This window comes from Bacillus sp. FSL R9-9492 (assembly GCF_038007365.1).
Classification (GTDB): domain Bacteria; phylum Bacillota; class Bacilli; order Bacillales; family Bacillaceae_G; genus Bacillus_A; species Bacillus_A mycoides.
Genome location: NZ_JBBOXC010000001.1, coordinates 3862562 through 3882266 on the forward strand (window position 1 = coordinate 3862562; position 19705 = coordinate 3882266).

Below are 19705 nucleotides of genomic sequence, written 5' to 3' on the forward strand. Positions count from 1 at the left end.
TACGCTGCTGTCCCTTACTTCTTGCTGTCACCTCCCTAAAAAGGAACTTCCCTACATACGTTTTCTTAATACGTGGAAGCTAAACTTATCAGCTCTAAAGTAATTAATAGAATATAAGATTGGCTCATCATTTTGATCATAGTGCATTTGTTTTAAAACTAGCAGTGCCGTTTCAGGTTCACATTCTAAAATCGGTGAAATTTTCGGGTGATAACCAATCGGTTCAATGTGAGCAACTGCGTATGTGATACGCTTGTGCGTATTATTATGTATTACTGTAAGCAGCGATTCCTCATTGTATCCCGATAAATCTGGTAATATCTCTTTTGCCAGTTTATCAATGCAATATACAACTGGTTCCCCATCCGCTGTACGAACACGTTCAATCATTACTGCGCTAAAAGCATCTTCACAATTAAATTTCTCTTTTTCTTCTTCTGTTAAAGTTGTTGTAGATGATGATAAAAAGATTGTTCCTGGTGTTTTCCCCACACTAGAAATCATATCTGTAATACTAGAAAGTTGCTCTATTCCAGAAGAAAATAACGGCTTCGCATTTACAAATGTCCCTACACCATGTCTACGAATAACAACATTTTCTTCTTCTAAAATACGCAGCGCTTCCCTTAAAGTTGCCCTACTTACACCAAGTTCTTTCGCTAGATCAAACTCTGAAGGTAACTTTTGTTTTTCTTTGTAAGCCCCATCTTTAATTTTTCCTTTGATGTGATCAATCACCCGCAAATATAGGTGACGACTATCGGATTTTACTGACATAAGACTCCCCCGCATTTCAATTATTCGACCTCTGATGTAAGACTTCTTTTCTCTTTTTTCAACTTACAACATAGTATAAATTACTACATACTAAAAATAAGCGTAATTATCGAATAAATATTAATAATTTTTCAAGATGAAATTTTCACACTTTATTCCATAAAAAAAACTTTGTACCATAAACATTTCTCATATAGAGAAAAAGTTCGGCACAAAGATTCCTTACATCCTTTGTTACACACTTTTCCCCTCATAGTCTAGCAATTCATGGTTGCCAGGTAGAAACTTATGGACCTTATCTCCAAGATTATATGAGGCAGTGATTCTTTTCGAAGTAATCTTACCACTTGCTCCCATATGTGTCAACAGAATTCAACATTTTTCTACATTAAATATCGAACGTTTTGAAAACCAAAACGATAAGCATTCGTATTCTAAAGGACCCTTAAAGATGTAAGCCCTTTCTTCGTCAATGACTATAGTATATAACAAAAACAGCATATAAAAAAGCCTAATTGTAAAAACAATTAGGCTTTTTTTAAGAACTTTTTTCTTGCACATCTTTAATGAGTACTCCCCTTGGTTTACTACCTTCATAAGGACCTACTACACCATTCATTTCCATGGCATCAATTAAACGAGCTGCTCGCGTATATCCTACTCTAAATCTACGTTGTAACATAGAAACAGATGCTGTTTGCATTTCTACTACAAGCTGAACCGCTTCATCGTATAATTCATCTTCTACTTCCTGCTTTGTTTCAGGAACATCTTGTGGAATCATATCCTCTTGATATTGCGCTTTTTGCTGGGCAATAACAGATTCTACGACTCTCTCAACTTCATCATCTGATAAAAACGCCCCTTGTACACGAACAGGTTTCGATGCACCAATTGGTATGAATAACATATCTCCACGACCTAGCAACTTTTCTGCACCACCACCGTCAAGAATCGTTCGAGAATCTATTTGGGAAGATACAGCAAATGCAATACGCGATGGAATATTCGCTTTAATAACACCTGTGATAACATCAACTGACGGGCGCTGAGTTGCAATAATTAAATGAATACCAGCAGCACGTGCCATTTGCGCTAAACGCATAATCGCATCTTCTACATCCGAAGAAGCAACCATCATTAAATCAGCTAACTCGTCCACAATTACTACAATATATGGTAATTCAGGTTGTTTCGCTTCCGATTGGCTATTATGTTCTTTAATATAATCATTATATCCTTCAATGTTACGCGTACCGCTATGCGCGAATAATTCATAACGACGCTCCATTTCACTCACAACTTTCTTCAAAGCCTGTGATGCTTTTTTCGGATCAGTTACGACTGGTGTTAATAAATGCGGAACACCGTTATATACATTTAACTCTACCATTTTCGGATCAATCATCATTAATTTTACTTCATGCGGTTTTGCACGCATTAAAATACTTACAATAATTCCATTAATACATACACTCTTTCCACTACCAGTCGCACCAGCTACTAATAAATGGGGCATTTTATTTAAACGTGCCAATACAGCCTCTCCTGTAACATCACGTCCAAGACCGATTAATAACTTCTCTTCTGGGTGGTTATTCGCCTTTGAATCAAGAACTTCTCTCAGCGTTACCATAGAAACTTCTGAATTCGGAACCTCAATCCCTACAGCTGATTTCCCGGGAATAGGTGCTTCAATACGAATGTCTTTCGCTGCTAAAGCAAGCGCTAAATCATCACTTAAACTAACAATTTTACTTACCTTTACTCCCATATCAGGATACACTTCATATTTCGTAACTGCAGGACCTCTATGTACTTTTGTTACTTTCGCTTTCACACCAAAACTTTGGAATGTACGTTCCAATTTACGAGCATTTTCATAAATTTCCGCATTTTCATTTGTAACTTGCTTATTTTGGGGAAACTTTAATATATCAAGCGAAGGAAGCTTATAATCTTTATTTTCCACATTAGAAAATTGCATAGGAGGTGCTTTCGTTTCACCTTCTAGCGATTCAACGATTTTTTCTCCTCGTTTCTTGTGAGGTTGTTCTTCTGGCGCAGGCGGAACTGCCTCTTCAATAAACGGAGGAGTGATTAAATCATTTTCTTCTATCTGCATTTCCGTCTCTTCATGTACTGGATAATTCTCAGTAAAATTCGAAATAATTGGTGGACCAATTTCTATTTCTTCTACTGGCTCAATAGCTTCTTCTTGTTCAGCAACACGTTCACGCCTCTTGCTTCTTGTTGTTTTTTTCTTTTCAGTTTGCTCGGCGACCCTTTGAGATTTCCAATCTTTATAATCCCCTTGCATTACTTGAAATTGACTTCTAAGAATTCTCCCTACCGGAGCAAGTACTTCTCCAATATGTTTATTTGTTATACAAAGTATTCCAAGAATAACTAAAATAATTCCAATGATATATGCCCCTACTTCGTCAAATAAGAAGTAGCACGTTGCGAACATCAGTGCACCGAACATACCACCACCTAAATGAACACTATCCGGGCCCTTTTTCATTTCAAGGAAGAAGTAATCTTTTGTACTAACAATTACAGAAGTATTTTGCACAGCTCCATCTTTCGTAAGCAGGTTAAATAATGTAATATGACTAAACATTAATATTGCTAGTACAATTAAATAAACACCTATTAGCCGTTTATTTAAAAGGTTGGGCCATCCCCGCTTTATTACAAACGCAACAGATAAAGCTATTACACCTAACACACCAATTATGTACCACTCACCAAAGAAGAAGCGAAAAAATAACACAAACGATTTCCCTACAACACCTAGCTGTAAAATCGTAATAATCGAAAGTGCAAAAAGAGTCAACCCGACGATTTCATAATACAAAGTTGGCTTTATCGTACGTCTTGCCTTAGCCTTCGTCCCTCTTTGCTTTTGTTTTGCCATTTCTTCACCTCGTGTTCTAAAAATTAAGTACAACTTTCTTATAAAAAAGCTCTACTTACATGTCTTTCTCTCTATTTTTCAGGTCTTTATATCTTCTATTTTTACACTTCTTGTAAAATGTTAAATAAACAGAAGAAAGCAGCCTGCTCATGGCTGCTCAACCGTCTTGTTTTTTATATTATACCATAGCTCCTAAACAAAATCCTTCTTTTTGCTAAAAGGTAATTTTCTGTCCAGGCTCAAACTCTAGGTAGTGAGACGGATTCGTACTTAATACACGTACAATAGAGTAACATTGATTATCCTCCTCAGAAACCACTAATTCCACGCCATTTATATTCACAACTTTTTGGCTTTCGCATTGTGAATAATCGGCCGGATACACAAGTTGCTCTGGCATAATTGTATATAAAATCATTGTAGCATTGTCCCTTCTGTACTATTATCCTTGCGTTCATCAATTAATTCGTTTAATTTTCGAAGTGCGCTACCAATACCACCGACACCATCTATAAGACCATACTTCACTGCATCTCCACCTATTACATTCGTCCCAATATCTCGCGTCAAATTCCCTTTTGCAAACATAAGCTCTTTAAAACGATCTTCCGTTACTTTCGAATGCTTTGTCACAAATCGAATGACTCTTTCTTGCATTTTATCCAAATACTCAAATGTTTGTGGCACACCTATAACAAGACCTGTTAAACGAATCGGATGAATTGTCATCGTCGCTGTTTCGGCAATAAATGAATAATCAGTTGAGACCGCAATCGGTACACCGATTGAATGCCCTCCTCCTAAAACAAGAGATACAGTTGGTTTTGAAAGCGAAGCCACCATTTCAGAAATCGCTAATCCAGCTTCAACGTCACCCCCAACTGTATTTAATATTAACAGTAAACCTTCAATTTTTGGATTTTGTTCAATCGCGACAATTTGCGGAATGATGTGTTCATATTTTGTTGTTTTATTTTGTGGTGGCAACTGAATATGACCTTCCACCTGCCCAACAATTGTTAAGCAATGAATACGCGATTCATTCATTTGTGGTACATTTGTCTGTCCAAGTTGCTGAATTTTCTCCACTATAGAAGCCTCTTTTGGAACTTCTTTCGGCTCAGCTTCTTTTTCTTCATTTGTATAACGATCACGTTCTGTCATATCGCATCCCCTTTCACTCGTATATAACTATTATTTCTTAAGTTATGAATTTCATTCGATAGGGTTAAAAAAGAAAAAGATCACCTGTAAAGGTGACCTTCTTTATACTTCCATAATAATCGGTAAAATCATTGGCTTTCTCTTCGTTTCTTCGTACAAGAACTGCCCTAATAATTCACGAATATTTTGTTTCAACATAGACCATTCAATTGTATATTCTTTAATTGATTGTTCAACAATCATACGTACAATATCTGTGGATCGTTCGATTAATGCTTCTGATTCACGAACATATACAAAGCCGCGTGAAATAATTTCTGGACCAGAGATTATTTTCTTTTCATCCTTACCAAGTGTTACAACAACAACTAAAATTCCATCTTGAGATAACATCTTTCTATCTCGAAGAACGATGTTACCGACGTCACCTACACCTAATCCATCAATTAAAACATTACCAGCTTGCACTTTACCAGCTAATTTTGCTTCATCGTCACCAAAAGCAATTACATCGCCTTTTTCTACGATAAAGATATTCTCTCTCGCAATACCTACATCTTCCGCTAAATACGCATGTGCTTTTTGCATACGGAACTCACCATGTACGGGTACAAAATACTTCGGCTTCATTAAATTTATCATCAGCTTTAATTCTTCTTGGCTACCATGACCTGAAACGTGAACTTTTCTTTCACCGTAATAAATAACCTCAGCACCAGATCTAAATAACAAGTCAATAATTTTTGATACAGATACTTCATTTCCTGGAATTGGAGAAGCTGCAATAATAACAGTATCACCTTTACGAATTGAAATTTGTTTATGAGCTTGTTTCGCCATTCTAGAAAGGGCTGCCATCGGTTCCCCTTGACTACCAGTCGTTAAGATAGCTACCTTTTTTTCCGGGAAATTGTCTATTTCTTGTAATGAAATAACCATACCTTCTGGAACATCTAAATAACCAAGACGTCTTGCAATATCTACCACTTTCACCATGCTACGTCCTACTACCGCTACTTTCCTTCCAGTTTCAGCAGCTGCATCAAACACTTGTTGAATACGATGTACATTGGAGGCAAATGAAGCAACAATAATACGCCCTTCTGAACTATAGAATACTTTAGAAATCTCTATACCAACTTCTTTTTCCGAACCTGTATAACCAGGACGTTCAGCGTTTGTACTATCAGATAACAAGCAAAGTACGCCTTCATTTCCAATTTGCGCCATTTTCCCAAGATCTGCTCCACTATTTCCGATTGGAGTTTGATCAAATTTAAAGTCTCCTGTATATACTACAGCACCTTTTGATGTATGGAAACAAACACCCACAGAATCCGGAATACTATGTGTCGTTCCGAAGAATGACACATTTGTTGAATTAAACTCTACTGTTGAATTCGAGTCAATTGTTTTTAAGTCTACACGGCCTAACATTCCTGCTTCGCCAAGCTTTTCTTGTATAAGTCCTACCGTTAATTTCGTCGCATATACTGGAATAGATAATTTACGAAGCACATAAACAATTCCACCAATATGATCTTCATGACCATGGGTAATAAATAGTCCTTTTACTCGCTCTTGATTTTCTACTAAATATGTAATGTCAGGAATAACAATATCAATCCCAAACATTTCATCTCCCGGGAACATCAATCCGGCATCTACAATAAAGATTTCAGAATCAATTTCAACACAGTACATGTTTTTTCCGATTTCACCTACTCCGCCAAGAGCAAATACTTTAACAGACTCATTCTCTTTTCTCTTCATGTTGTTGCCTGGTTTAAAAATCTTGCAAACACTGATTTCACTAAAATTGCAGAGACACCAGGGGAAACTCTACAACCACCATATATTCACCGTCCAAGACGAATGTCCTTACCGTTATGCGATATCATGTCCTTGTTAATTTTTTAAACCAGGTTTCACCTCTCTTTCATTATATAAATCAAATATCTTATTCGATATGATATGAAAATTTCATTAAATCGTAATTTTTACCAATTTTGCTAAGCATACCCGTACTAAGCTACTTAGCCATATTATAACTGATACAAGAAATAGAACACAAGTTAAATTATGCGAAAGACAAGAGAAGACACTAAAATGAGATTATAATTTAAGAGGGCAAAATTCATATCAGTTTTACTATTTTCCCTACGTAATAAGAGTTTGATGGAAAAATATTTATGTAAATTCTTTACATAAATATGAAACGATATTCACTAAAAAAATCTTATCTCTGTAATCAGTTTCTTACTAATTCTCCCCCCTGCCATCCCCTTCTTATTACAGCCTATTAACTATAGCTAATTTTCATCACTTACATATAGTTAGTCAAAATAAAAATGACCTAGTTTCACACTAGGTCATTTTTATTAACGAGGAATAGATTGCATTACGGATTGTAACGTTATTCTTTCTTCTTCCGTTAATGGAAGAAGTGGCAAACGTACAGAACCTACATCTAATCCCACCATTTGTAATGCTGTTTTTACTGGTGTTGGGCTCGGCGCCATAAATAGTGCATCCGTTACTTTTACTAGTAATTGATGTAATTTCTGCGCTTTTTTGAACTCTCCAGCTTGGAATGCAGCAATCATTTCTTGCATTTCATTCCCGATAACATGAGATGCTACAGAAACAATACCTTTTGCTCCAATTGCCATAGCTGGTAATGTTAAACCATCATCACCGCTGTATACTGCAAAGTCGTCCGCTGTTTTTTCAATGATTTCTGTCATTGTTAATACATCGCCGCCTGCATCTTTAATCGCAACAATGTTTTCTATTTCTGATAAACGAACAACTGTATCAACGGAGATTTGTACAATAGATCGTCCTGGAACATTATATAGCATTACCGGAAGCGGAGTGCTTTCAGCGATTGTTTTAAAGTGCTGGTACATCCCTTCTTGACTCGGTTTATTATAATACGGTGCCACTAGCATAACTGCATCAACACCAACTTCAGTTGCCTTTTTTGTTAAATCGACAGAAGCATGCGTATTATTGCTACCTGTTCCAGCGATGACGGGCACCCTTTTATCGACAACAGATACGACATGGCGATATAACGCTACTTTTTCTTCTGATGTTAATGTAGGAGATTCTCCAGTCGTCCCTCCTACCACGATTGCTGTTGTACCGTTATCAATTAAATAATTTACCAATTTCGTTGTCTTTGCAAAATCGATATTACCATTTTTATCAAACGGTGTTACCATCGCGGTTGCAATTGTCCCAAAATCTATCATGATCTCACTCCTTATTGTTCCAGTTGCTTTTCTTTTGAAAGCTCAAATGCACTATGTAATGCATTCACAGCCTCCACTAAATCGGCTTCTTTTACAAGAACCCAAATTGTCGTATGACTATCTGCTGATTGCAGAATTTGAATACCTTTTTCCGCTAAAGCTGTGACAATTTTCGCTGTAACCCCTGGAATACCTGCCATTCCAGCACCAACGATAGAAACCTTGGCACAATGCTCTGTCACCACTGGATTATATCCAAGTTGCTTTAAAACCTCAACTGCACGCGCTGATACACTATCCTTTACTGTGTAAGCTACACCGGTAGGAGAAATGTTAATTAAGTCCACACTAATCCCTTCATTAGCCATTTCTTTAAACACGTGTTGTTGTAAATCATATGCAGTTTCTTTTGCAAGCACTTTAATTTGCGTTACGTTTGACACATGGGCAATCCCTGTAACAGGACGTTCTTCTACATCCTGCCCTTTTGTAGCACCATCATATGCCGCAATAAGCGTACCTTCACTATCAGAATACGTAGAACGTACACGAAGTGGTACTTTTGCATGCATCGCAATTTCAACCGCACGCGGATGAACAACTTTCGCACCCTGATAAGCCATGTTACAAATCTCGTTATATGTTACAGTTTGAAGATGACGTGCATCTTTTACGATACGAGGATCCGCAGTCATAACACCTTCAACATCTGTGAAGATATCGATATATTCAGCATGAAGCGCAACACCTAATGCTGAAGCTGAGGTATCACTACCTCCGCGTCCAAGTGTTGTCGTATCTCCATTTTTCGTTTGACCTTGGAATCCAGTCACGACGATAACATCTACATTTTGTAACTCTTCATGTATACGATCGCAATTCATTTCAATAATCTTAGCATTCGTAAAGTCATTATTCGTTACAAAACCAGCTTGCGCACCATTTAATGCTGCTGCTTTTATACCATTCTCATTCAACATGTTAGAGAAAACAATTGCTGAGATTAATTCTCCGCATGATAATAATAAATCTTGCTCACGTTTAGAAATATTAGGTTCCTCTTGATTTACAAGACTTAATAACGTATCAGTTGCATACGGTTCACCTTTACGGCCCATTGCTGATACAACAGTAACTACTTTATAACCAGCAGCTAACGATTTTTTTATATGGTGAAGCGCATGCTTGCGCCCATTGTCATCACGTACTGATGTACCACCAAATTTTTGAACAATAATTTTCATATTTTGCACCTTCTCTTAGCCGTTTACACTAATTGTAATTTTACTAAGCGCTCTGCAATTTGAACAGAATTCCATGCAGCGCCTTTTAATAAGTTATCAGATACGACCCAAAGGTGGAATCCTTTATCATTATTTAAATCTTTACGGATTCTTCCAACGAATACTTCATTTTTACCTACTGCAGTAGCTGGCATTGGATATAACTGCTCTGCTGGATTATCTTGCAGTACAATACCTTCTGCATTTGCAAGTAAGTTTTTCATTTCTTCTACTGTTACGCCTTCTTTATCTACTTCAATGTACACAGACTCGGAATGACCCGATACAACTGGTAAACGTACACATGTCGCAGCTACTTCTAATTCAGGCATATGCATAATTTTTTTCGTTTCATTAATCATTTTCATTTCTTCGAATGTAAATCCATTATCTTGGAATTTATCAATCTGTGGAATAGCATTAAAAGCGATTTGGAAATGCTTTTCGTCACCTGATACAGGTAAAACATTCGCCTTTACTTCTTCGCCATTTAAGATTGCTTGTGATTGTTCATGAAGTTCTTCAATAGCTGCCGCACCAGCACCTGATACAGCTTGATATGTGGAAACGATTACTCGTTTTAAACCATATTGCTGGCGAACTGGTTCAAGAGCTACTACCATTTGAATTGTAGAACAGTTTGGATTTGCAATAATACCATTATGTTCTTTTAAATCATTTTCATTTACTTCAGGTACAACAAGTGGCACGTTTTCTGTCATACGGAATGCACTTGTATTATCAACAACAATTGCACCGCGCTTTGCTGCTTCTGGCGCTAATTGTTTCGATACAGATCCACCTGCACTAAATAGTGCAATATCTACTCCTTCAAAACTTTCAGGAGTTGCCTCTTGAACTGTAAATTCTTCGCCTTTAAATACAAGTTTCTTACCTGCAGATCGTTTAGATGAAAGTAACGTTAACTTCCCAATTGGAAATTCTCGTTTCTCTAAAGTATTTAACATTTGTTCACCAACTGCGCCGGTTGCTCCAACTACAGCGACATGAAAAGTTTTTTGCTTTTCCATCACTATGCCCCTTTCTAGATACCAATCCTTCTATAACTTAGAATTAGAAGGAGCTTACAATGCCCCCTCTAATCTTAATAACGTTAATTTTATCATATTCTACAGTAAGAATGATGGTTTCAACAAAAATTGTACGTTTTTTTCGTTTTTTAATTCATATATCTGAATTTTTCTACAACAACAGGTTGTAATTGTTTTCCTTGTAGCGCTTCCAATACTGTATCTTCAAGTAACTCCATACGAGCTACCATTGAGTTCGGTTTTTTCTCTGGTGCATCTTGGCCAAATGGTACGAAGTAGATGTCTTTTGTAGCCATTAGGCGCATGAGATTTACTCCATTAAGCCCTAAAGCATCATTCGTCGAAACAGCCAATACGACAGGCTTCCCATTTCTAAGCGTCGCTTTTGCTGCCATTAATACTGGAGAGTCTGTCATTGCATTTGCAAATTTACTCATCGAATTCCCTGTTAGTGGTGCAATCACCATGCAATCTAGTGGAATTTTCGGTCCTAGTGGCTCTGCGCCAACGATTGAATTAATTGCCTTAAAACCGGTTATTTCTTCGATCTTTTTAATCCATTCTTCCCCTTCGCCAAATCTAGTATTTGTTGATTGGACAGTATAAGAAACAACGGGACGTACTTCTGCACCTTCTGCAATTAACTTCTCTAAATGTGGCATAACTTCTTCATACGTACAATGTGACCCTGTAAATCCGAAACCAATTCGTTTTCCCTTCAAACTCATTTCTCATCATCCTCCTTTGCGATTGCATCTGCTATTAATAACTGAGAAAGAACATTCGCTAATATTTGTCCTGCTGTTTTCGGTGCAACAATCCCAGGAAGACCAGGTGCTAATAGTGCCTTCACTCCACGCTTCTCCGCATAGCGAAAGTCCGTGCCACCTGGCTTAGAAGCTAAATCAATAACTAGCGTATGAGCTGGCATTTTTGAAAGAACATTCGCTGTCACAACAAGATGCGGAATTGTATTAATAACAATATCGATATTACCTACTTCTTTCTCTATGTCTTGCATATGAAAAGGAGAAAACATCATTTCTGTAATACGAGCAATATGTTCCGAACGTCTCGCTCCAACTTTGACATGTGCTCCTAATGATTGAAAGGCTCTTGCAACACTCATACCAGTTCTACCAAATCCTAAAACCATTACATTCGATCCATGAATTGTGTAATCAGTATGTTGAATAACCATCATTAGTGTACCTTCTACGGTCGGAATAGAGTTATAGATTGCAACATCATCACGATCAAATAATTTTACAAGTTTGCGATTTGTAGTAGCTACGAGATTTTCCAAGTAAGGTGTACCAATACCTGAATATATAGTGAAGTTTTCTGGCGTCTTTTCAATTTGTTCTTTCGTTATGGAAACTTTCTCATTTGAAAAAATAGTATCTACTTCTCCTCTGGCATTCGTCCCTGCAACCGGCAAAATAATTGCATCTAAAGAAGTGAAATTTAAATCTTGTATACTTTCCTTTGCTGCCCCTGTGAAGCCATGATCTAACTGTTCAAACCCTATTAATGAAAGTTTCGCGTCCAGTTCGACTAACTTGCGAATTACTTCTAGCTGCCGTGCATCTCCTCCTATGACAGCAATATGCATCTCAGTCAACATTCCCTAATTCACCTTCTTTTTCTTTCATTTATAAGAAAAATGCCTACTTTTTCTTTTTCCTCCACATCATATGTAATGTACGAGTTTGAGGTGATTGAAAAACAAAAAGCACACGTGATTTATCTTCTTTATATAAAGATAAAAAAAAGACAACCAAAATGGTCATCTTTCACTATGATCTTGAATGGTTCGTAAGATCGCAAAGTATCATATCATTTCCAACCTTCTTTATTTTTCTCCATTCTACTCTCACTTCTTGCTGTTCTCTTTTAAAACCTCCCCATTTCCCAGCAGGTATAATAAGCGCTTGTATTTTTCCATCTCTCTCATCAATTTCTAAATCTGCATGACCTAAAACTCCCATTTTTTCTGCTCTTTCTAAATCCACAATCTCTTTGCCACTTAATTCACTTAAACGCATTAAATCTCCCCCTATCCTACTTTTTATGAAGGTTATCCTATAATAAGTACCTATTCTGCATATATAAAAAAAATAACCGTATCTCATATAAAAGAGATACGGTTATTTCCGAAAGCGAATGAATTACAAGATCGATTAAAGTTTCATTCCTTTTGGCAGTTTTCCATCTGGACTAATAAGTGCCGCAGAGAATTCATCGGTAAACATATTGCGAATTAACTCGTCTACATTTTGCTTTGTTACAGTGTTTACACTTTCAATAATCTCATCAAGAGAACGATGTTTACGAAGAAGCAATTCGTTTTTACCATTACGGCTCATACGACTATTCGTACTTTCTAAACTTAACATTAAGTTTCCTTTTAATTGTTCTTTACTGTTAACAAGCTCTTTTTCTGTAATACCTGTATTTTTCAACGTATTTAACGTTTCTTGCATTGTTTCATACAGTGTATCTAATTGTTTACTACCTGTTCCACCGTAAAGTGTTAACATTCCTGTATCTTCATAAGAAGAGTGATAAGAGAATACTGAGTACGCTAACCCGCGTTGCTCACGTACTTCTTGGAATAAACGGCTACTCATACTACCGCCTAAAACATTATTTAATACAATTAAGTTATAAATATCTTCGTGTCCCATTTGCAAGCCTTTATATCCTAAACATAAATGAGCTTGTTCTGTTTCCTTCTTACGTGCTACTTTATTGAAATGGAAAATTGGGCTATGTACTTGTTCACGATTTGTTGTCCCTTCGTAACTACCGAAATATTGCTCTACAGTTTGTAAAAATGCTTCATCAATATTCCCTGCAATTGATACAACAACATTTTCAGGTGTGTAATGATCTTTCATATATTGACGTAACGTATCACCTGTAAATGTTTCAAGCGTTTCTTCTGTTCCTAAAATAGGATATCCAAGCGGATGCGTTTCATATGTTGCTTTCGTTAACATATCATGCACAATATCATCTGGCGCATCTTCGTACATTTTTATTTCTTCACATACAACATTCTTCTCTTTTTTCAGTTCTTCCTCATCAAATGTTGAATTAAAGAACATATCTGCTAAAACATCTAATGCATATTTAGCATGCTCATCTAGCACTTTCGCATAGTAACATGTATATTCTTTTGAAGTAAAAGCATTTACTTGTCCACCAATGCTATCAAATGATTCTGCAATCTCTCTTGCACTTCGCGTTTCTGTCCCTTTAAAGAACATATGTTCCAAAAAGTGCGAAACCCCATTATTTTTTTCATTTTCATTTCTTGAACCTGCGTGGATCCATATACCAATCGCAACCGAGCGTACAGTTGGTATATTCTCCATAACAATTCTTACACCATTTTTACACGTATATTTTTTAATCAAAAACTTTCCTCCTAATGCCAGTTTCTCTAAATAATTGCTATTATTTAATGATAACAAGTTTAGAGATGAATGTCATGCAAATGTATTTAATCCACACGTTTTTCATCTAGTAATTCTGTAATATTCCCCACTTTATATCCTTGTTCCTTTAAATTTTTAATCATAGTATCTAGCGCTTCTGTTGTAGATGAAGTAGGATGCATTAGCACGATAGCACCTGGATGTATTTTTCGCATTACTCTCTGCAATAGCACACCCGGTTCTGGCCGCTTCCAATCAATTGTATCTACAGTCCACATAATCGTTCCCATTTGGAAATCATCCGCTATTTTTACTACCTCATCCCGAAAGCTTCCACTTGGCGGAGCAAACCATCTCACTTTCTGATTTGTAGCTGCTTCTATCATTCGATTCGTTTTTTGTAATTGATCTCGTATTTCATCTGTAGACAGCGTTTTCATATTAGGGTGTGTGTAAGAATGATTTCCTACTTCTTGATTTGCATCGACAATCATTTTGGCAAATCGTAAGTTTTCTTTCACCCAGCGTCCTTCTAAAAAGAAAGTCGCCTTCACATCATGTTTTTTCAATATCTCTAATATACGTGGCAAATACTCATTACCCCAGGCCACATTAATTGTTAATCCCACCATCTTTTTATTTGGATGTCCTCGATAAATGGGAGCTGGTGGTAAATCTTCTAAGTGAACACTCGGTGATACTTCCTTAAATTCAAGTTGTTTTTGATCAAACTTCTTGATTTTCTTCATATTATTATAGGACGCTTCTATATCCACTTGTTTTCCATTATACCCAGGCGTCGCCTTCCAAATCTTATCAATCATCGCATTTTGCGGCATAATCTCGTACTGTTTTACATGCTTTTGAATCTCTTCATGCAAGTTATCCTGCGCAAAAACGGAATAAGAGCCACAACCCATATATAAAGAAAATATAAATATGTACGCTAATATACGAGCTTTCATATAAACCCTCCCATTAACTATAAAAAAGAAACCATTTTCTTCTTATCTTTGTTAATTTGAGCGTTATGATGAAAACTATACCTATACTCACATAAAAATCTAAATAAATCACATTTTTTACATAACAAAAAAAGCCAGCTAAACTGGCTTTCACTTATTGTTGCTCTTGTGCGTTTTCTTCTTTAGCTGCTTCTTCTTTAGCTGCTTCTTTTTCTTGCTCTTCTTTTAGCAATACTTTTCTAGATAAGTTTACACGACCTTGTTTGTCAATCTCGATAACTTTAACTGAAATCTCATCACCGATTTTCACAACGTCTTCTACCTTACCTACACGCTCAAGTGCAAGTTCAGAAATGTGAACAAGTCCATCTTTACCGCTAAATAATTCAACGAACGCACCGAATTTTTCAACGCGTTTAACTTTTCCTAAGTAGATTTCGCCTACTTGTACTTCGCGAACGATATCTTCGATAATTTTCTTCGCTTTTTCATTCATCTCTTGATTAATTGATGAAATGAATACTGTACCATCTTGCTCGATGTCAATTTTAACGCCAGTTTCTTCAATGATTTTATTGATCTGTTTACCACTTGGTCCAATAACATCACGAATTTTATCTGGGTTAATTGCCATTGTAATAATCTTCGGAGCATACGCAGATAACTCAATGCGAGGTTCAGCGATAACAGATAACATGTGATTTAGAATGTGCATACGACCAACTTTCGCTTGTTGTAATGCTTCTTCTAAAATCTCACGAGATAAACCATCGATTTTAATGTCCATTTGTAGTGCAGTTACACCTTTTGCAGTACCTGCTACTTTAAAGTCCATATCACCTAAATGGTCTTCCATTCCTTGAATATCTGTTAAAATTGTGTAATGCTCACCAGATTTCACTAGACCCATTGCAATACCAGCAACTGGTGCTTTAAGTGGTACACCCGCATCCATCATCGCTAATGTACTACCGCAAATACTCGCTTGTGAAGTAGAACCATTTGACTCTAATACTTCAGATACAAGACGAACTGTATATGGGAAATCCTTTTCAGATGGAAGTACAGGTTCAAGAGCACGTTCTCCTAGTGCTCCGTGACCAATTTCACGACGACCTGGTCCACGCATTGGTCTTGTTTCACCAACACTAAATGAAGGGAAATTATAATGGTGCATAAAGCGTTTTGACTCTTCTACACCTAGACCATCTAAAATTTGCACATCGCCTAATGCACCTAATGTACAAATACTTAATGCTTGCGTTTGTCCACGTGTGAATAGACCAGAACCATGTGTACGAGATAAAATGCCAACCTCTGATGCTAAAGGACGAATTTCGTCACCTTTACGACCATCTGGGCGGATTTTTTCAACTGTAATAAGACGACGTACTTCTTCTTTTACAATTTTATATAAAATCTCACTTACTTGTCCTAATGTATCAGCATCAGCTTCCTCAGCTTCGTAATGCTCAATTACACGCTTTTTCACTACGCTAATTGCATCTTCACGTGCATGTTTTTCGTGCACTTGAATTGCAGAATGCATATCTGTCTCAGCCATTTCACGTACAGCTTGGTTCAAATCAGCATCAACTTCATAAAGTTTCACTGCTGTTTTCTCTTTACCGACAGCTTGTACAATCTCTTCTTGGAATGCAATTAGACGTTTAATTTCATCGTGTCCAAACATAATTGCTTCTAACATTGTTTCTTCAGGTACTTGATCCGCTCCTGCTTCAACCATGTTAATTGCATCTTTCGTACCAGCTACAACAAGGTGCATATCACTTTGTTCTTGCTGTTCTACTGTTGGATTAATAACGAACTCGCCATTAATACGACCAACTGTCGCACCTGCGATTGGACCTTCAAATGGAATATCTGAAATAGATAATGCTAATGAAGAACCAAGCATAGCTGCCATCTCAGAAGAACAATCTTGATCAACACTCATTACGATGCTGACAACTTGTACTTCATTACGGAAACCATCTGCGAAAAGTGGGCGGATTGGACGGTCAATTAAACGACTTGCTAAAATTGCTTTTTCACTTGGACGGCCTTCGCGCTTAATAAAACCGCCTGGGATTTTTCCAACTGCATATAAACGCTCTTCATAGTTTACTGTAAGCGGGAAGAAATCTACATTTTTTGGCTCTTTTGATGCAGTTGCTGTAGATAGAACTGCTGTGTCGCCATATCTTACTAATACTGCTCCGTTTGCTTGTTTTGCAAGCTGACTTGTTTCAATTGTTAGCTGACGACCAGCTAAATCTATCGAGAAGACTTGCTTTTCCTGACTCATTTAAGTACCCCTCTCAATTTAAAATATTCAATTCTTCTATGTAAATGGGTAGTATATCACAATATTCTTTCCTCTAGTATTGCCGAAAATTAAGTAAGCTATAAAGAGTAGAAGATATATTTTTACCTAACAAAAAAGCGGGAATATTCCCGCTTCTTTGACTATCGACGTAAGCCAAGCTTTGTGATTAATTCACGGTAACGTGTGATATCGCTATTACGAAGGTAAGTAAGTAAGTTACGACGTTTACCAACCATCTTTAATAGACCACGACGTGAATGATGATCCTTCTTGTGAGTACGTAAGTGCTCGTTTAGAGTGTTAATTTGCTCCGTTAGGACAGCAATTTGAACCTCTGGAGAACCAGTATCAGTCTCATGAGTTCTAAATTGTGCAATGATTTCATTTTTACGCTCTTGTGTTAAAGCCATCCTATTTCACCTCCTAATAATTAAACCCCCAGTTACCTAGCAAGCATCGGTGAGTCGCAATGCCAAGTAATGGTTGTCATAAAGTACATAACATAGAATACTACTTTTCATTTGAAAAAGCAAGTATATTCTTTACGCTCGCAAAATATTCTTGGGCAACCTTTTTATCTTGAGCGATTTGCGCAACTAACTCATCAATTCCATTAAACTTTTTTTCTTCTCTTATACGCATGTGCCATTCCACTGTAACACTTTGATCGTATATGTCTTTATTAAATTCAAATAGATGCACTTCAATAGATAATTGACGCTCATTCTCTTTGAAAGTTGGTTTATATCCGATATTACATACACCATCATGCCATTCATCATGAACCTTCAACCTTACCGCATATACACCTACAGGTGGCAACAAATATTCATCACTTAAACCTACATTTGCAGTTGGGAAACCAATTTGACGTCCACGCTTATCACCGTGTACAACTGTTCCTTCTACCGTGTAAGCTCTCCCTAAAATAGATGGAATTTGTTCCATTTCACCGTTTCGAATTAACTTTCGTAATGAAGTAGAACTTACTTTTTCTTCTTGATATTCAACTTTTTCGATCACGGTCTGTGTAAACTCCCCTCTTGCATGAAATGGTAAAGTCTCCATCTTCCCTTTCCCTAAACGTCCATATGAATAATCAAAGCCTGCTACTACATGCTTTACATTTAAACCAATAATATACTCATCGACAAACTGCTGTGGTAATAATCCAGCAAATGGCTCATCGAATTTCACCACATATAAGATATCAATTCCTAAACTTGCGATGATTTCTTCTTTAAGGCGCATCGGTGTAATATACTCCACATGCGCTTCTTTTTTTCCTAATACAACAGATGGGTGTGGATGGAACGTCATGACAGCACTTTTACATCCTCTTTCATCCGCTATTTTTTTCGCTGTTCGAATCACACGTTGATGTCCTAAATGAATGCCATCAAAATATCCTAATGCCATTACAGTAGGTGGTAATTCTATTTTATTTTGTTCATGTGGATGAGTTAAATGAATAAGTTTCACGCTTGAATTCACCTTTTTCTGTAATAATCCTTCCAATAATTCATTATAGCTTTAGTTCTTGATTATTCACAAGTACTTTCATTGGCTTTAGCATTCCAGGGTGTTTTGGGTGATGTTCATAAATTGCTAAGCAACGATCATTTTTATCAAATACTGTAATAAATGGTGCTGTTGTTTCTAATTCATTCTTTAAGAACATACCGTTCTTTATTTTTTCAGCTTGCTTTTCATCTACAACCATTTTTGGAAACTTACTTAGCGCCTCATCAATTGAGATGAAAATAGACTCTACTGTTCCATTTTGCACGTTTTCTTCAATTTCTTCAAATGATATGCAATCTTCTAGTAAAAATTCACCAGATGCTGTTCTTACAAGGTGAGACATATGTGATGGAAATCCAAGTTTTTCACCTATCATTACTGCTAGTGTTCTTACATATGTTCCTTTACTACACGTTACACGGAAACGAAATGAAATATTTTCCCCTTCAAAAACTTCACGTTCATCAAGTGATACAAATTCATGAATTGTAATTGTACGAACTGGACGTTCAACTTCTTGTCCTGCCCTTGCATATTCGTATAGTTTTTTCCCGTTAACTTTTACAGCTGAGAACATCGGCGGCATTTGTTCAATTGTCCCTGTTAATTCCGCTAGTACCTCTTCTACTTCTTTACGTGTAATGACACGATTTACATCTTGTTTCTCCACAACTTCACCAGAAGCATCTTCTGTTGTTGTCGAAAATCCTAATGTCACTTCACCTTCGTATGTTTTTGTTTCACTTGTTAAAAATTGCGCAATTTTTGTTGCACGCCCAACGCAAATAGGTAATACTCCTGTTACATCTGGATCCAGTGTCCCTGTATGACCAATTCGTTTCTCACGCAATATCTTTCTTAATTTGAACACACAATCATGTGATGTCATTCCCTTTGGCTTATGTAATAATACTACACCTTCCATATACTCACCTCATCATTATTCTTTTGTAGTAATTGCAATTATGCAAAACTTATTTTA

17 protein-coding genes and 1 riboswitch are annotated in these 19705 nt (G+C 36.7%); all 17 genes read right to left on the reverse strand.

Annotated features, from left to right (window positions below; genetic code table 11):
• Positions 1–51 precede the first annotated feature (51 nt).
• Positions 52–777 (reverse strand): GntR family transcriptional regulator, encoded by a 726-nt coding sequence (locus tag MKY70_RS19560; RefSeq protein ID WP_002088063.1) that lies wholly within the window; start codon positions 775–777, stop codon positions 52–54.
• 233 nt (positions 778–1010) lie between these two features.
• Positions 1011–1112: riboswitch (purine riboswitch) on the reverse strand.
• Between the two features lie 203 nt (positions 1113–1315).
• Complete coding sequence (locus MKY70_RS19565) at positions 1316–3700, reverse strand: DNA translocase FtsK (RefSeq protein WP_088034582.1); 2385 nt, start codon at positions 3698–3700, stop codon at positions 1316–1318.
• Positions 3701–3914: 214 nt separating this feature from the next.
• Entirely contained in the window at positions 3915–4118 is a 204-nt protein-coding gene (locus tag MKY70_RS19570; RefSeq protein ID WP_002088064.1) for a YlzJ-like family protein, read from the reverse strand.
• The gene (gene tepA, locus MKY70_RS19575; RefSeq protein ID WP_002014582.1) at positions 4115–4864 is read right to left on the reverse strand and encodes a translocation-enhancing protein TepA; all 750 of its coding nucleotides are present in this window, start codon (positions 4862–4864) and stop codon (positions 4115–4117) included. The genes MKY70_RS19570 and tepA overlap by 4 nt, the downstream gene beginning before the upstream one ends.
• Before the next feature lie 102 nt (positions 4865–4966).
• Positions 4967–6637 carry a ribonuclease J gene (locus tag MKY70_RS19580; RefSeq protein WP_002014581.1) on the reverse strand — a complete coding sequence of 557 codons (1671 nt, stop codon included), beginning with the start codon at positions 6635–6637 and terminating at the stop codon, positions 4967–4969.
• 608 nt (positions 6638–7245) lie between these two features.
• On the reverse strand, positions 7246–8124 hold the full coding sequence (gene dapA / locus MKY70_RS19585; protein WP_002014579.1) for a 4-hydroxy-tetrahydrodipicolinate synthase: 879 nt from the start codon (positions 8122–8124) through the stop codon (positions 7246–7248).
• Between the two features lie 11 nt (positions 8125–8135).
• On the reverse strand, positions 8136–9368 hold the full coding sequence (dapG, locus tag MKY70_RS19590) for an aspartate kinase (RefSeq protein ID WP_341025574.1): 1233 nt from the start codon (positions 9366–9368) through the stop codon (positions 8136–8138).
• Between the two features lie 23 nt (positions 9369–9391).
• Positions 9392–10438, reverse strand: coding sequence for an aspartate-semialdehyde dehydrogenase (gene asd / locus MKY70_RS19595; protein WP_002014577.1), 1047 nt, complete (start codon positions 10436–10438; stop codon positions 9392–9394).
• Positions 10439–10587: 149 nt separating this feature from the next.
• Complete coding sequence (gene dpaB / locus MKY70_RS19600; protein ID WP_002111357.1) at positions 10588–11187, reverse strand: dipicolinate synthase subunit B; 600 nt, start codon at positions 11185–11187, stop codon at positions 10588–10590.
• Positions 11184–12086, reverse strand: coding sequence for a dipicolinic acid synthetase subunit A (gene dpaA / locus MKY70_RS19605; RefSeq protein WP_002088148.1), 903 nt, complete (start codon positions 12084–12086; stop codon positions 11184–11186). Before dpaA ends, dpaB begins: the two co-directional genes overlap by 4 nt.
• Before the next feature lie 172 nt (positions 12087–12258).
• On the reverse strand, positions 12259–12507 hold the full coding sequence (locus MKY70_RS19610; protein WP_050000361.1) for a YlmC/YmxH family sporulation protein: 249 nt from the start codon (positions 12505–12507) through the stop codon (positions 12259–12261).
• A 135-nt stretch (positions 12508–12642) separates the two neighbouring features.
• Positions 12643–13884 carry a M16 family metallopeptidase gene (locus MKY70_RS19615; RefSeq protein WP_002088150.1) on the reverse strand — a complete coding sequence of 414 codons (1242 nt, stop codon included), beginning with the start codon at positions 13882–13884 and terminating at the stop codon, positions 12643–12645.
• 86 nt (positions 13885–13970) lie between these two features.
• Positions 13971–14870, reverse strand: coding sequence for a polysaccharide deacetylase family protein (locus MKY70_RS19620; RefSeq protein ID WP_002033683.1), 900 nt, complete (start codon positions 14868–14870; stop codon positions 13971–13973).
• 154 nt (positions 14871–15024) lie between these two features.
• Complete coding sequence (pnp, locus tag MKY70_RS19625) at positions 15025–17178, reverse strand: polyribonucleotide nucleotidyltransferase (RefSeq protein WP_002033682.1); 2154 nt, start codon at positions 17176–17178, stop codon at positions 15025–15027.
• A gap of 161 nt (positions 17179–17339) precedes the next feature.
• Positions 17340–17609, reverse strand: coding sequence for a 30S ribosomal protein S15 (rpsO, locus tag MKY70_RS19630; RefSeq protein ID WP_001229392.1), 270 nt, complete (start codon positions 17607–17609; stop codon positions 17340–17342).
• Between the two features lie 100 nt (positions 17610–17709).
• A complete protein-coding gene (gene ribF, locus MKY70_RS19635; RefSeq protein ID WP_002128800.1) occupies positions 17710–18681 on the reverse strand; it encodes a bifunctional riboflavin kinase/FAD synthetase in 972 nt (323 codons plus the stop codon).
• Positions 18682–18724: 43 nt separating this feature from the next.
• Positions 18725–19648, reverse strand: a complete 924-nt coding sequence (gene truB, locus MKY70_RS19640; protein WP_341025577.1) for a tRNA pseudouridine(55) synthase TruB — start codon at positions 19646–19648, stop codon at positions 18725–18727.
• Positions 19649–19705: the final 57 nt, after the last annotated feature.